At 64.4% G+C, this 13,895-nt stretch carries 13 protein-coding genes and 1 pseudogene; 5 read left to right on the top strand and 9 right to left on the bottom strand.

The window, feature by feature from the left end; translation table 11 throughout:
* The first annotated feature begins 32 nt into the window (after nt 1-32).
* Nucleotides 33-1,658 carry a long-chain fatty acid--CoA ligase gene (locus I6F17_RS06325; RefSeq protein ID WP_225124276.1) on the top strand — a complete coding sequence of 542 codons (1,626 nt, stop codon included), beginning with the start codon at nt 33-35 and terminating at the stop codon, nt 1,656-1,658.
* A gap of 31 nt (nt 1,659-1,689) precedes the next feature.
* Nucleotides 1,690-2,893, top strand: a pseudogene (locus tag I6F17_RS06330) (acyl-CoA dehydrogenase family protein).
* 21 nt (nt 2,894-2,914) lie between these two features.
* On the opposite strand, the gene I6F17_RS06335 reads toward I6F17_RS06330, so the two are convergent.
* The 5 genes from I6F17_RS06335 to I6F17_RS06355 all read right to left on the bottom strand — a co-directional run bounded on the left by I6F17_RS06335 (nt 2,915) and on the right by I6F17_RS06355 (nt 8,101).
* A complete protein-coding gene (locus I6F17_RS06335; protein WP_036034357.1) occupies nt 2,915-3,823 on the bottom strand; it encodes an amino acid ABC transporter substrate-binding protein in 909 nt (302 codons plus the stop codon).
* 129 nt (nt 3,824-3,952) lie between these two features.
* Nucleotides 3,953-5,386 (bottom strand): amidohydrolase family protein, encoded by a 1,434-nt coding sequence (locus I6F17_RS06340; RefSeq protein WP_036034360.1) that lies wholly within the window; start codon nt 5,384-5,386, stop codon nt 3,953-3,955.
* Between the two features lie 16 nt (nt 5,387-5,402).
* Nucleotides 5,403-6,428: an ABC transporter substrate-binding protein gene (locus I6F17_RS06345; RefSeq protein WP_036034362.1), complete on the bottom strand. Its 1,026-nt coding sequence runs from the start codon at nt 6,426-6,428 to the stop codon at nt 5,403-5,405.
* A 39-nt stretch (nt 6,429-6,467) separates the two neighbouring features.
* Entirely contained in the window at nt 6,468-7,244 is a 777-nt protein-coding gene (locus tag I6F17_RS06350; protein ID WP_036001283.1) for an ABC transporter permease, read from the bottom strand.
* Complete coding sequence (locus I6F17_RS06355) at nt 7,244-8,101, bottom strand: ABC transporter ATP-binding protein (protein WP_225124277.1); 858 nt, start codon at nt 8,099-8,101, stop codon at nt 7,244-7,246. Before I6F17_RS06355 ends, I6F17_RS06350 begins: the two co-directional genes overlap by 1 nt.
* A gap of 194 nt (nt 8,102-8,295) precedes the next feature.
* Here I6F17_RS06355 and I6F17_RS06360 point away from each other — a divergent pair, with 194 nt between their 5' ends.
* On the top strand, nt 8,296-9,054 hold the full coding sequence (locus I6F17_RS06360; RefSeq protein ID WP_057028867.1) for a GntR family transcriptional regulator: 759 nt from the start codon (nt 8,296-8,298) through the stop codon (nt 9,052-9,054).
* On the opposite strand, the gene I6F17_RS06365 is transcribed toward I6F17_RS06360, so the two are convergent.
* Nucleotides 9,051-9,467: a membrane protein gene (locus I6F17_RS06365; protein ID WP_036034366.1), complete on the bottom strand. Its 417-nt coding sequence runs from the start codon at nt 9,465-9,467 to the stop codon at nt 9,051-9,053. The two genes, I6F17_RS06360 and I6F17_RS06365, sit on opposite strands and share 4 nt — an antisense overlap.
* Nucleotides 9,468-9,617: 150 nt before the next feature.
* Between I6F17_RS06365 and I6F17_RS06370 the strand changes: the two genes are divergently transcribed.
* Nucleotides 9,618-10,853 (top strand): amidohydrolase family protein, encoded by a 1,236-nt coding sequence (locus I6F17_RS06370; RefSeq protein ID WP_225124278.1) that lies wholly within the window; start codon nt 9,618-9,620, stop codon nt 10,851-10,853.
* A gap of 196 nt (nt 10,854-11,049) precedes the next feature.
* The gene (locus I6F17_RS06375; RefSeq protein ID WP_346656985.1) at nt 11,050-11,373 is read left to right on the top strand and encodes a hypothetical protein; all 324 of its coding nucleotides are present in this window, start codon (nt 11,050-11,052) and stop codon (nt 11,371-11,373) included.
* On the opposite strand, the gene I6F17_RS06380 is transcribed toward I6F17_RS06375, so the two are convergent.
* Genes I6F17_RS06380 through I6F17_RS06390 form a run of 3 tightly spaced genes read right to left on the bottom strand, consistent with a single transcriptional unit; the run spans nt 11,374 to nt 13,885 of the window.
* A complete protein-coding gene (locus tag I6F17_RS06380) occupies nt 11,374-12,297 on the bottom strand; it encodes an NAD(P)-dependent oxidoreductase (protein ID WP_225124279.1) in 924 nt (307 codons plus the stop codon). It lies immediately after the preceding gene.
* Entirely contained in the window at nt 12,297-13,175 is an 879-nt protein-coding gene (locus I6F17_RS06385) for a hypothetical protein (RefSeq protein WP_225124280.1), read from the bottom strand. Before I6F17_RS06385 ends, I6F17_RS06380 begins: the two co-directional genes overlap by 1 nt.
* Nucleotides 13,172-13,885 (bottom strand): PIG-L deacetylase family protein, encoded by a 714-nt coding sequence (locus I6F17_RS06390; RefSeq protein ID WP_225124281.1) that lies wholly within the window; start codon nt 13,883-13,885, stop codon nt 13,172-13,174. The genes I6F17_RS06385 and I6F17_RS06390 overlap by 4 nt, the downstream gene beginning before the upstream one ends.
* Nucleotides 13,886-13,895: the final 10 nt, after the last annotated feature.

Below are 13,895 nucleotides of genomic sequence, written 5' to 3' on the forward strand. Positions count from 1 at the left end.
CATGCAACGACATGGCCATCCGGAGGGAGACCATGCAGGGATTGATGATGGACATGCCGCTGCTGATCAGCGGCCTGATCCAGTATGCGGCCGATTATCATGGCGAAGCCGAGATCGTCGCACGCGAGATCGAGGGCGACATCCATCGCTACACCTACGCCGACGCCCATCCGCGCATCAAGCGCATGGCGCTGGCGCTGAAGCGGCTCGGCATGAAGCAAGGCGACCGCGTCGGAACGCTGGCCTGGAATACACACCGGCATTTCGAGATGTTCTACGCCGCGCCGGGCATGGGCTACGTGCTGCACACGGTCAATCCCAGGCTTTTTCCCGAGCAGCTCGTCTACATCATCAACCACGCCGAGGACCGCCTGCTCTTCATCGATCGCGCCACGCTGCCGCTCGTGGAGGCGATCGCGCCGCAGCTAACGACGATCGAAGCCTATGTCGTGATGTCCTCGCGCGAGCGGATGCCGGAGACGAAGCTCGCGAACGTGCATTGTTACGAAGAGCTTCTGGGACGCGAGAACGATGCCGGCTTCGCCTGGCCGGAGTTCGACGAGAAGTCCGCCTCCACGATCTGCTACACCTCGGGCACGACGGGCAATCCAAAGGGCGTGATCTATTCGCACCGCGCCGCGATCCTGCAGACCATGACCTGCTGCAACTTCGACTTCCTGCCGGGACATGTCGAAGGTGTGCGCGAGGTGATGATGCCGATGGCGCCGCTGTTCCACGGCAATGGCTGGAACATGCCGTTCACAGCGCCCTATACGGGATCGAAGCTCGTGCTGCCCGGCCGCAACTACGAGCCGGACAAGCTCTATGAATTGCTGGAAGGCGAGAAGGTGACGCTGTCGGCGGGCGTGCCGAGTTTCTGGCTGATCCTGCTCGATTGGCTCGGGCGGACCGGCAACAGATTCTCGACCTTGCGCGCGACGTTGTCGTCGGGCTCGGCCCCGCCGCGCGCGATGGTGGAGAAGCTCAAGCGCGAGTACAATGTCGATTACATCCAGGCCTGGGGCATGACCGAGGCGCTGGGCTGCTCGATGCCGGGGCTGCGGCCTGGCTCGGAGCATCTCAGCGAGAAGGAGAAATTCGACCGGCGCCAGGTCTCCGGCCGCGCCTGCTTCGGCACCGCCTTGCGCATCGTCGATGATGCCGGCAACGAGCTGCCGCGCGACGGCAAGACCGTCGGCCATCTGCGCGCCCGTGGCCCCTGGGTCGCCTCCGGCTACATGAAGCTGGACGAAGGCCTCGACCGCGACGGCTGGCTGATCACCGGCGACATGGCCGTGATCGACCCACAAGGCCACGTCACGCTGACCGACCGTTCCAAGGACGTGATCAAGTCCGGCGGCGAGTGGATCTCCTCGATCCAGCTCGAGGACATCGCCCTGTCCCACCCCGACGTGCTGCAAGCGGCCGTCGTCGCGATCAGCCACGAGAAATGGCAGGAGCGCCCCCTGCTCCTCGTCGTCCGCAAGAAGGGCGCGACCGTCGACGGCAAGGCGCTGCTCGAGCATATGCGTCCGAAGATCGCGAGCTGGTGGCTGCCGGACGCCGTCGAATTCCTCGACGAATTCCCGATGACCGGCACCGGCAAGGTGCTGAAATCCGCTCTGCGCGATAGGTTCAAAGAGTACCGGGTCGCGTGACCCGCTCGCCGTCGATCAAGGAGACCAGAAAATGCTCTATCCGATGTCGCCGAAAGTCGTCGAGCTCAAGCGCAGGCTCGAAAGCTTCATGGACCGGCACATCTATCCGAACGAGGAGCGCTTCTACCGCGAGGCTGAAGAGCTCGGGCCGTGGAAGGTCTATCCGGTCGCTTAAGCCGCTGGCGCGCGCGGAGGGGCTGTGGAATCTGTTTCTGCCCGAGAGCGATCACGGCGCGGGCCTCTCCAATCTCGAATACGCGCCACTGTGCGAGGTGATGGGCCGTTCGCACCTTGCTCCTGAAGTCTTCAACTGCTCGGCGCCCGACACCGGCAACATGGAGGTGCTGGAGCGTTACGGCAGCGAGCAGGACAAGGAGCGCTGGCTGAAGCCGCTGCTCGCGGGCGAAATCCGCTCCTGCTTCGCCATGACCGAGCCGGCGGTCGCATCATCCGATGCGACCAACATCGAGAGCTCGATCGTACGGGACGGCCACCATTACGTCATCAACGGGCGCAAATGGTACACCACCAACGCGACCGACCCTCGCTGCAAGATCTGCATCTTCATGGGCAAGACCGACCCCGACAATCCCGACCGTCACAAGCAGCAATCTATGATCCTGGTGCCGATGGACACGCCGGGCATCGAGGTCAAGCGTCCCCTGCCCGTGTTCGGCTTCTACGGCGTGCCCGACCGCGCCTCCGAAGTAGTGTTCACCAATGTGCGCGTGCCCAAGGAAAACATGCTGCTCGGCGAGGGCCGCGGCTTCGAGATTGCGCAGGGCCGTCTCGGGCCCGGCCGCATCCATCATTGCATGCGGCTGATCGGCCTTTCCGAACGCACGCTGGAGAAGATGTGCCGCCGCGTGCGGAGCCGGGTCGCCTTCGGCAAGCCGGTCTCGGAGCAGACGGTGACGCAGGAGCGCATTGCGGAGGCGCGCATCATGATCGAGCAGGCGCGGCTACTGACGCTGAACGCGGCCCATGCGATGGACACGGTCGGCAACAAGGTGGCGAAGGCAGAGATCGCAATGATCAAGGTCGCCGTGCCCAACATGGCCTGTCAGATCATCGACTGGGCCATTCAGGCCCATGGCGGCGGCGGCACCTCGAACGATTTCGGCCTGACGCAGGCCTACGCCACCGCGCGCTTGCTGCGACTTGCCGATGGACCCGATGAGGTCCATCGCAACCAGATCGCGCGGCTCGAGCTGAAGAAATACTCGAACGCCTAAGAAAGGCGCTCTTCCTTCGCTTCAGTTCACCACATAGACGTCAGGATCGGCGCTCGAGCTCGGTTTCTTGAAGGCGTTGCGCAAGGCTGATGACATCGGGACGTTGTAGTTGAGGCCGTTCGGCGGCGTCGGCGATTGCAGCCACTTCCTGTAGAGCGCCTCGATCTCGGGGCTGGCATAAAGCTCCGCGGTGGCGCGATCGGCGAGCGCCTTGAACGGCGCATCCTCCCGCCGCAGCATGATGCCGTAGGGCTCAGGCTTGGAGAACGCCTCCTCGCTGATCACGTAAGCCTGCGGCTCCTTCGACCGCGCGATCGCCACCGCGAGCTGGACGTCGTCGAGCGCATAGGCCTGGGCGCGGTCGGTCTCCAGCAGCAGGAACGCCTCGGCCTGGTCCTTGGCCGGCATGATGTTGATGCCGAGATTGCGCTCGGTGTTGACCTTGGCGAGCTGCGTCAGGTTCACAGATCCCGCGACCGCCGTGACCGCCTTGCCCTTGAGATCGTCGATGGTCTTGATGCTCGCCGCCTTCCTGGCCGCGAACCGCGTCGCGCTGAGGAAGTGCGTGTTGGTGAAGGCAACCTGCTTCTGGCGGTCGGCATTGTTGGTGGTCGCCGAGCAATGCAGGTCGAGCGTGCCGTTGACCATCAAAGGAATCCGGTTCGAGGACGTCACCGCGACAGTCTCGACCGAAATGTCTGATATGCCGAGCTGCTTCTTCACGGCTTCGACGATACGGAGGCAGATGTCCATGGCAAAGCCGACCGGCTTCTGGTTGCCGTCGAGATAGCTGAATGGGACGGAGGCCTCCTGATAGCCCAGCGTGATCTTCTTGGTCTCCTTGATCTTCTGGAGCGTGCCCGCGAGGTCTTCGGCTGACGCCGCGCCTGCAAGACTTGTCAGGGCAAGGAAAAGAACGGGTAGACGCATCAGTTGCTCCTCAATGGGGTCGTCGGCCTTATCGCGAGGGGGGTGATAACCGACACATGCAGCGTCCGCCAGACGGGACAGCGACTACCAGCTATCGCGCTTTTCAATACTGGCCAAACGGACGCTGCTTCACTGGCACGTCAGCTGCTGCTCGAACCAGCCGCTCAACCGATCCGACAGGGACGGCCACATCCGCCGGAAGCTGTCGAGCTTGCCGACATTGGCGCGGTACATCGCCCGCGATTCGCGCTCGATGGCCGGAAGGTCGACGCCCATGCAGACCCCGTCCCGCGCGATCGTCCTGCCGGCGACGACCACCTCCTTCACCAGCGACGCATTGCCGCGCGCGAACAGCAGCGCCATCGGGTCAACCGACATGATCTGGTCTCGATCCAGCCGGTCAAGATCGATCACGACGTAATCGGCGGGATTGCCCGCCGAGAGCTCACCATTCCCGGGCGCCCCGGTCGCATGGCGTCCGTTGCGGATGGCGAGCGAAAACATCTCGGCCGGCGTCCATGTCGCCTTGAAGCCGAGGCCGCCATGGACCATCTGCACCAGCCGCATCTCGCGCAGGATGTCGTCATCCTCGTCCAGCGCCAGACCGTCGACGCCCACAGTGATGGCGCAGCCGCATCTGTGCGCGGCGGCGATCGGGGCGAGGCCCGAACGCAGATGCATGTTCGAGCTGAAATTGGTGACGATGCGCGCGCCGGAGGCCGCGATCATCTCGAGCTCTTCGGGACGGGCGTGAATGCAATGCGCCAGCGTCAGCCGCTCGGAGAGAAAGCCGACCTCGCGAAGCCAGCGCACCATGTCCGGAAAGTGCTGGTCGGCCCAGGCGCGCTGATAAACTGTTTCCAACAGATGCATGTGAATGCGGCGACCGGTCCGCGCGGAGTTCTCCGCGACGGCCTCCAGCAGCGGCTTCGAGCACCATTGCACACCGGCCGGCCCGAGCTGCACGTCGACCATCGGTCCGGCGATGGCTGCGGCAATTGCGTCGGTCAGCTCGATATAGGCCTTCGGCGACAGCGGCGCGCGAACGAAGAGATCCTCGATCGTCTTGCGATCGTCCCCGGGAAGCCCTGAAAGCACCGGCTCGGCATCACCGTAGACGATGGGATTCTGGTCGCGCACCGCCATTGCAAACGCCATGCGAATCCCGACGTCGGATGCGGCTTTCGCGATGGCCTTGGCCTCGTCCAGCAGCGGCATCGTCCCGCTCGGACGCGTGTAATGGACCATCATCGCCGCGCAGCCTGCCTTGGCGGAACGGGCCAATGCCGAGGCGGCGGTCAGATAGGGATCGACCGGCGAGCCCAGTGCGGTGCGCAGAATCCAGCTTTCCAGGGGCATGCCGACCGCACCGAAGGACGACGGCGTGGCACGGGCATGATCATGGGCGTTGACGAAGGCTGGGATGACGAAGGAGCGAGGCGCCGGCCCCGCTCCTTCCGAGATTTCGGTGATGACGCCGTCGTCGTGCCGCAGCACGACGTTCTCGCTGACGCCACGGTCAGGGCCACGGAACAGGCTGGTTGCCGAGACCTCCGTGGCCATGGCTGTTCCTCCAAGTTCAGTTGGCAGTGTACACCAGCTCCCGCTCCGCGCGCGGCGGCAGGAATTCGCGCGAGAACACCTCCGCCGGCGTCGGCGCACGGGCGAGCTGATAGCCCTCGACCACGATGCCGATCGCGCGCGTCATCCGGTCGTCCTTGATGTCGCCGATGCCGATCTCCTTCATCTCCGGCGAGACGATCAGCTTCTCGAAGGAATATTGCAGCCGGCGCTTCTCCACCTCGGCGTTGATGAGATTGTCGTAGTTCAGCGCCGCCTTCATGCCGGCATTCTGGTCCTTGGCGATCGCGATCGCACCCTTGTTGATGGCGCGCACCAGGCCCGCGACGGCCTTCGGATTCGAGGCGATCAGCTTGCGGGAGACCATCACGCCGTTGGAATAGAGATCGAGGCCATATTCACCGAAGGAGAACCATTTGAAGTCCTTGTCCGGATCCTGGCGGTTGAGCACCAGATTGAAATAGCTGGTGATGTTGAAGACGAGGGCCGCATCGATGTCGCCCTTGATCAGCATCGGCTCCTGCAGGTTCGGCGCCATGTTGGAGATCTTGATCTTCTCACCGTCGAGACTATTCTTGCGCGTGAACACCGGCAACAGGCGCGTCGTCGGCGTGCCCTGCGCACCGCCGAGCGTGCGGCCTTCGAAATCCTTGATGGTGTTGATGCCGCTGCTCTTCTTGGCGACGATGGCGAACGGCGGCTGGTTCCACATCATGTAGACCATGACGGGCGCCTCCTGCGGCTTGGTCGAGGCGTTCTGGATGATGGCGTTGACGTCGCCGAAGCCGGCGTCATAGGCGCCCGACATCACGCGCGTGACGGTGGCGCCGGAGCCCTCGCCCTGATCGATGACGACGTTGAGGCCTTCCTCTTTGAAGAAGCCGTTGTCCTTGGCATAGAAGAAGGCAGCGTCGCTGCCCTGGGTTTTCCAGCCTAGCGTGAACTTGATCGTGGTCTCCTGCGCGGTGGCGGCGCCTGCGGACAGCGCCAATCCAAGCAGTGCGGCGGTTAACTTCCTCAACATCGAGACCTCCTCAGCTTCGTTGCGTGACGGTTCAAGAAATCAGGTGGCGATCACGTCGTTCTTGCGCGTGGCCCAGCCGGTGACCTGTCCTTCGATCAGCGAGAACACGACGTAGAGCGCGACACCGAGCCCGGCGAGCACGAACAAGCCCGCGAACACCAGCGGCACGTTGAAATTGGAGGACGCGGTCATCATGACGTTGCCGATGCCGCGGTTGGAGGCGACCGTCTCCGACAGCACCGCGCCGACGAAGGCATAGGAGATCGCAACCTTCAGCGAAGCAAAGAAGAACGGCATGGTGCGCGGCAGACCGACATTCCAGAGGATGTCGAGCTTGCTGGCGCCGAGCGCCTTCAAGACGTCCTCGAGCTCGGGCTCGGTGGTGGCAAGGCCGGTCGCGATGTTGACGACGATCGGGAAGAAGCAGATCGACAGCGCGGTCAGTACCGCCGGCACCGTGCCGGAGCCGAACCACAGCACGAAGATCGGCACCACAGCGACCTTGGGGATCGAGGAGAAGCCGATCAGCAGCGGATAGCAGGTGTCGTAGGCCGTCTTCGACACGCCGATGATCGCGCCGAGGGCGACGCCGAGCGCGACGCCAAGCACGAAGCCGAGCATGGTGGTGGCGAGCGTCTGCACGATGTGCGGCCACAGCACCGGGAAGCGCTGGACCAGCGTCACGAAGACCTGCGAGGGCCGCGGCAGCACCAGATCGGACATGCCGGTCATCAGGCAAAACAGCTCCCAGGCGACGAAGAACAGCACGATCAGCCCCGCCGACCACGCTTTCTGCCTGACATCGATCCCGAACATCAGCCTGCCCCCTGCTCAGCGGCGCTGCGCGCATCCTCGATGAAGGCGCGCAGCTTCTGGTTCAGCGCGACGAAATCCGGCTCGAACGTCATCGCGACCGTGCGCGGCCTCGCGAATTCGACGCGGCTGTCGTCGAGGATGCGGCCGGGGCGCGCGCTCATCACGCAGATGCGGCTGGCAAGGAAGCCCGCCTCGCGCAGATCGTGCGTCACCAGCAGCACGGTCGGCTTGTGCGTCATCCAGAGATTCTGGAGGATCGCCCATAGCTCCTCGCGGGTGAACTGGTCGAGCGCGCCGAAGGGCTCGTCGAGCAGCAGCATGCGCGGCTCGTGGATCAGCGCGCGGCAAAGGTTGGCGCGCTGGAGCATGCCGCCGGAGAGCTGCCAGGGATAGCGATTGCCGAAGCCCTTGAGGCCGACCTGCTCCAGCAGGGCATTGGCCTTGTCGCGGAATTGGGTCTTGCGCAGCTTGCGGAAATTCGAGCGGAACGGCTCGACGATCTTCAGCGGCAGCATGATGTTCCGCTCGATCGTCATCCACGGCAGCATGGTCGGGTTCTGGAAGGCCATGCCGACCCGCATCGCCCGGGCCGCCACCTCGCGGCCGCCGACGATGACGACGCCGCTGGTCGGCTGCACCAGGCCGCTGACCAGCCGCAAAATGGTCGATTTGCCGCACCCGGATGGGCCGACCAATGCGACAAACTCGCCGTCGGCGATCTTGAGCGTGGTCTTCGACAAAGCAGGCACGGCGCGGTCGCCGCGCCCGAAGGTCACCGAGGCCTCCGACAGCTCGATGGCGGTCGTCGCAGAGCCTTCGGGAACGGGCTGGCCGTCGAACTGGGCGTTGGGTTGCATGCGCATCACGGAAAAAAGTGCATGCAAGCTGGATGCCAGCGATCGAGCCCCGCGAAATCAAAGGCCTAGCCGAAACCCGCGCCAAACCGCCGGATTCGATTTAGGCAGTCAGGAGGCCAAACTGCATGCAATTGGAGCGCTGAATCGGCGCGAGCCTGTGCTAAAGAGAGATGTCACTCCCATGGGATTCGCCGATGGCGGCGCGCGCCAGCAGCAAGACTTCGGAATCGTCGGACAAGGTCAGCGTGATCTGCCGCGCGCTCCGGCGCGCCATCATCGAGCAGGCGCTGGAGCCCGGCGCCAAGCTGCCGGAAGATGCGCTCGGCGAACGTTTCGGCGTCAGCCGCACCATTGCCCGCCATGCGCTAGGTCAACTCGCCGCCGAAGGCCTGGTCGAGCTCCGCCGCAACCGGATCGCCGTGGTGGCGACGCCGAGCTGGCAGGAAGCGCGCGATGCCTTCGACATCCGCATCGAGCTCGAACGCCTCGTCGTGCGCCAGCTCGCGGGCAAGCTGACCAAGGCGCAGATCGCCGAGCTGAACGCCCATGTCGATGCCGAGGATCGCGCCCGCGGCGGCACGGATGCGGTGTCGATCCGGCTCGCGACCGAATTCCACATTCTGCTCGCCCATATGACGAACAGCCCGATTCTGGTGCGCTATGTCAGCGAGGTCGCCTATCGCTGCTGCCTGACGCTGTCGCTGTACAGCCGGCCGCATTCCACCGAATGCGCCATCAACGAGCACCGCGCCATCATCGCGGCGCTTGCCAAGGGCGATGCGGCCAAGGTGATGGAATTGATGCATCATCACCTGGATTCGGTGGCCAATCGTGCGCTGGTCGCTCCCACTCCGCAGCGTGGCCGCGATCTGCTCGACATCCTCGCACCCTATGCGGACGAGGTGACGAGCAATCGGGTGATCAAGCTGCCGAAGCTGGCTCGACGGAGTTAGGCCTCGATGCCGCGCTGGACGAGGATGCGCTCGGCGCTGTCGTTCCAGACATCCATCTTCACGATCTGCCCGTCCCTCACGACGAAGCGATCGACATAGCGGTTGCCCTCGAACGGCGTGCCGTCCATCCATTCGCCATAGAGTGTGCCGACGCTGTAGACGACGGTCTCGTCCGTGCCCGGGCAGACGTCGAACCGGTCCATCTTCTTCTTGACCCAGCGATAGCGTTTCGCGTTGAAGCCGGTCGGCCCGCGCGGATGGTCGAACGCGCGCCCGCCCGTGAACGTGATCACCGTGCCCGGCTTCATATAGGCCGCAGCGGCGTCGGGATCCGGTATCATCGAAGCGGTGAGATAGGCTTCGACAATCTCGGCGTCGGTCATCGGGCTTTCGGCTTTTGCGGCAGTAGACATCGCGGGATTCTCTCCGGATGCCGCTATCTTACAATCCGGGCCTCAAAGTGCATGCACAATTTTTGGACAATCCAGCCCCAGCATTGCACACAATCTGGAGCTGCCCGCCCCCACGGCTTCCGCTAGGCTGCCACGGCTGAATCCAACGCCATGACCACCCAAGCCACCTTCGACCTGATCTTCCGCAACGCGCTGTTGCGCTCTTCCGCCGCACCGGTCGATATCGGGGTGAAGGACGGCCGCATCGCCGCGATCGCGCCAAAGCTGGCCTGCGAGGCCGCCGAGGTCGACGTTGACGGCCTCCTCGCCCTGCCCGGCTTCGTCGACACCCACATCCATCTCGACAAGGCCTGCCTGCTCGGCCGCTGCGGCCACGATCACGGCAGCGTCTCGGAGGCGATCCGCGCCGTCGCCGGGATGAAGAAGGATTTCACAATCGAGGACGTCTACGCGCGCGGCGCCAGAGTGCTCGAACACGCCATCGTCAACGGCACGACGCGCATGCGGACGCATGTCGAGATCGACCCCCGCATCGGCCTCCGCGGCTTCGAGGCGGTCAAGGCGCTGAAGCGCGATTACGCCTGGGCGATCGATCTCGAGCTCTGCGTCTTCCCGCAGGAAGGCCTCACCAACGATCCCGGAGCCGAGGAGCTGCTGGTCCAGGCGCTGCGCGAAGGCGGCGAGGTCATTGGCGGTTGTCCCTACATGGACACCGACCCGAACGCCCATCTCGCGCGCATCTTCGATCTCGCTGAGGAATTCGACATCGACGTCGACCTCCATCTCGATTTCGATCTCGATCCCTCCTGGTGGCATCTCGACGAGGTCTGCCGCCAGACCGAGCGGCGCAGCTACGGCGGACGCGTCGCGATCGGCCATGCCACGAAACTGTCGGCCTTGCCCCCCGAACGGATGAAGGCGGCCACAGCGCAACTGGCAAGGTCAGGCGTTGCGGTCACCGTCCTGCCCGCGACCGATCTCTATCTGATGGGGCGCGAGGCCACGCACAACGCGCCGCGCGGGCTGACCCTCGCCCACAAGCTTGCCGGCGACGGCGTGCTCTGCTCGGTCGCGACCAACAACGTGCTCAATCCCTTCACGCCGTTCGGCGATGCCTCGCTGCTGCGGATGGCGAACTTCTACGCCAACGTCGCGCACGCCTCGGTCCGCGACTTCGACACCTGCCTGGACCTCGTGACCGAGCTGCCGGCCCGGCTGATGAACCTCGCCGACTACGGCATCGAGGTCGGCAATCCCGCCGATCTGATCGTGCTCGATACCAAGGACAACCGATTCGCCATCGCCGAGCTGCCTGACGTCCTGATGGGCTTCAAGCGCGGCCGGCAGACATTTGCACGGCCGCGGCCGACCCTGTTCAAGAGCTGAGCGCGTTTCACGGCCGATATTTCGGGCATCGCGCGCACAACCTGATCGGCCGCGGGGCCACGGCAGTTCGATTTTACCGCCGGTCCGCGCCGACCCGAGTTCGGTAGAATCCCGGACCGTAGCTCAACGCATTGCGAGGCAGGCCGCGCCGCCGTAACTACGACGTGCACTGACAATCTGCGTTCAGTGGGGAAGTATGAGTCTGTTCAGCGCATTCAGCAGCATCGATGATTCCGTCCAGGCCCAAACGCCGACCGATACGGCGGGGAAGCGGCTGGACGGCATCGGCCACGTTCTCTCGGGTCTCGATATCTCGGCCATCCAGACGCAGGCCGACGTGAACCGTACGCTCTGGACGCTCGATGCCGCCAGCAAGTGCGTTCGCGCCGTGCTGGCGGAGTTCCGCACCCAGCCGGCCACCGAGCAGCTCGTCCGTAAATCCCGCAATCTGATCGACCTCATCGAACGCGCGCGTGACCAGGTCGGGAGCTTCGAATCCCGCGACCCGGTCCTGAGCTGACTATTTCGTCCGATTGATCTTCGCCAGGATCCGGTCCGCCTCGGTGCGCCAGTCCGCACTGCGGGCGAATTCGCTGCTGCCCCTCAACCCGAACAGCCCCTCATCGGCGAGATCGGCCATCCAGGCCTGCCGCTCGGCCGTGCCTTGCGCCGACCACGGCGTCAGCCCCGCCTCGCGCACGGTCTCGGCGACCTCGCGCACCTCCTCGGCCCGGCGGCGGCCGTGCTCGATCACGCGCTGGAAGCAATAGGCGCCCAGCTCCTCCCAATCGATCCCGGGGAACGTTTCCGCCAGCGAAGGCAGCACCGCATCCTCGACGCCATAGGCACGCGCCGTCGTGAAGCTCTCGATGACCATGGCCTCAAGGCCCTTGATCATGATGCTGCGGCACATCTTCACCGCGGAGGACACGCCGAGCTTATCGCTGGCGACCTTGGCCGCGAAACCGATCGTATTCAGAAGCGGCTCGAGCTCCCTCGCGCCGGGTCCGCCGAGCAGCAAAGGCACCTTGATGCGATAAGGCGGCACCGAGGTCATCACCGCGCCCTCGACATAGCGCCCGGCGGCGCCGTCGATCAGCGCCGCCGCGCGCTGCTTGGCGCCAGGAGAGGCCGAGTTGAAATCGAGAAACCAGGTGCCCTGATTGATCGCTGCCACACAGGCCTTTGCGACCGGCACGGCCTGGCTCGCCGTGACGGCGGAGATGATGAAGTCGGATTTCGCGGTCAGCTCGGCGTGGGACGTTGCAAGAGCGACACCGAATTTCGCCGCATGCTCCTGCAGCGGCGCGCCCTGCTCGCCGCCGAGCTTGATGTCGTAGGCTGAGACTCTGATGTCCTGCTGGCGCAAATCCTCGGCCAAAATCCTGCCGACCTCGCCATAGCCGACCAGCCCGATCTGCCAGCGCCTGGGATCACCTGCCATCAGTTCAGTCCTCGTGTCGTCTCGTCGAAGAGCTCATCGACAGTATAGCGGCGCGGAATCAGCGCCTGCTGGAATGCGTAGTCGATGATCAGCTCGAGCGGTTTTCGGTTGGCCTCGATCCCGAACGGAACGAGGTCCGGCGTTGCTGCGAGCCCTGCCTGCGACTTGCTCCGCTTCAAGAGATCATAAACGCCAGCGACCACGTCGGGGCGCGATTTCGCCAGGCTCTCGGTCACGACCACGAGATGATTGACCGGCACGACGCCGCGCCGCGCATACCATCGGGCGGCCTCCGCGGCCGGATCGGGAAACAGCGGCTTCAGCCTGGGATCATCGGAGGTCTCGCCCAGGACGGCATCGAGCTCGCCGTCGCGCAGCATCTGCAGGATCTTCTTGTCCTTCGGTGCGCGCTCGGTGGTGTCGACATATTCGGCCACATGCGGATTCTCGAAAGTGATCCAGCGAATCCTGTCGAGATCGAGGCCGTAATCGTTGGCGAGGATGCCCCTGATCCACGCGCCCGTGGTGGTCGTGAAGGAGCGGATGCCGACGCGCTTGCCTTCGAGATCGGTGGGCCCGAGCGTTCCGTGCGCCGGATTATAAAGAGCATAGGAATGCTGGAAGCGGCCGAGCATGGTCGCCGGCAGCAGCACCAGCGGCTTGCCGTGCGCTTTCGCCATCAGATAGGTGACGATCGCCATCTCGCAGACGTCAAAGGCCTGCTCGCGCACCATCGGCTTGAACGCCGTGTTGGTCGGCGTGTACGCGGCGAAGTCGAGATCGAACAGGTCGGAGCGGAGCTCCCCGCTCTTCACCGCCTGCACATGGTGGTGACTGCCGAGCACGGCCTTCAGCGTGATGGTGCGGACCGGCGTCACGCCAACTCCTCGGCGACGGTCGGAAACAGGCGGTGATAGGCCTCGCCATAGGTCATGGGCACGCCGGTGTTGCGGCTGCCCTGGATGCCGCGGTTGAGCGCGACGCGCTCGTAATAGCCCCAGAGATGTTTTTGCGCGGCGAGAATCTGGAACGCCTCGTATTTCTCCTTCCAGACCTCGTCGATCTTGAGAATGGTGTCGGGCTTGTAGTTACACTGCTCGGGCTGGTGCGGCTCGAACAGGAACACCGGCGGCGCCGAATATTTGTACGGCGCGCCGGGCTTGTGGCCCATGGCCTGCGCGACCACACGCGTCTCCTGCGCGAAATGCGCCGCGTTCGGATGGTCGAAATTATAGGGGTCTTCCAGCGCATGCGTCAGCACGAAGCTTGGATTGAGCTCGCGGTAGATGTCCACCATACGGTCGAAATGCGCCTCGGTGAGCTTCAGCGGATAGTCACCGCAATCGAAGAACTCGATTTCGGCGCCCAGCAGCCTGGCTGCCCGCTCCGCTTCGTCCTTGCGGCCGGCCTTGACCGATTCCAGCGTCGCGCCCTGCTCCTTCCAGGCGAACTGGCTCTCGCCGCGCTCCCCGAAGGACAGGCACACGATCTTCATCCGATAGCCCTTCTTCGCATGCAGCGCGATGGCGCCGCCGGCGCGCCAGACGAAATCGCCGGGATGGGCGGTGACGATGAGGCCTGTTTTCATGGGCTACTCC

Source organism: Bradyrhizobium sp. NBAIM18, from assembly GCF_020193825.1.
In the GTDB taxonomy this organism is placed as follows: Bacteria; Pseudomonadota; Alphaproteobacteria; order Rhizobiales; family Xanthobacteraceae; genus Bradyrhizobium; species Bradyrhizobium yuanmingense.

Coding starts and splice junctions, on each gene's coding strand:
- I6F17_RS06325 (WP_225124276.1), top strand. CDS start 33: ATGCAGGGATTGATGATGGACATGCCGCTGCTGATCAGCGGCCTGATC.
- I6F17_RS06335 (WP_036034357.1), bottom strand. CDS start 3,823: ATGCGTCTACCCGTTCTTTTCCTTGCCCTGACAAGTCTTGCAGGCGCG.
- I6F17_RS06340 (WP_036034360.1), bottom strand. CDS start 5,386: ATGGCCACGGAGGTCTCGGCAACCAGCCTGTTCCGTGGCCCTGACCGT.
- I6F17_RS06345 (WP_036034362.1), bottom strand. CDS start 6,428: ATGTTGAGGAAGTTAACCGCCGCACTGCTTGGATTGGCGCTGTCCGCA.
- I6F17_RS06350 (WP_036001283.1), bottom strand. CDS start 7,244: ATGTTCGGGATCGATGTCAGGCAGAAAGCGTGGTCGGCGGGGCTGATC.
- I6F17_RS06355 (WP_225124277.1), bottom strand. CDS start 8,101: ATGCAACCCAACGCCCAGTTCGACGGCCAGCCCGTTCCCGAAGGCTCT.
- I6F17_RS06360 (WP_057028867.1), top strand. CDS start 8,296: ATGGCGGCGCGCGCCAGCAGCAAGACTTCGGAATCGTCGGACAAGGTC.
- I6F17_RS06365 (WP_036034366.1), bottom strand. CDS start 9,467: ATGTCTACTGCCGCAAAAGCCGAAAGCCCGATGACCGACGCCGAGATT.
- I6F17_RS06370 (WP_225124278.1), top strand. CDS start 9,618: ATGACCACCCAAGCCACCTTCGACCTGATCTTCCGCAACGCGCTGTTG.
- I6F17_RS06375 (WP_346656985.1), top strand. CDS start 11,050: ATGAGTCTGTTCAGCGCATTCAGCAGCATCGATGATTCCGTCCAGGCC.
- I6F17_RS06380 (WP_225124279.1), bottom strand. CDS start 12,297: ATGGCAGGTGATCCCAGGCGCTGGCAGATCGGGCTGGTCGGCTATGGC.
- I6F17_RS06390 (WP_225124281.1), bottom strand. CDS start 13,885: ATGAAAACAGGCCTCATCGTCACCGCCCATCCCGGCGATTTCGTCTGG.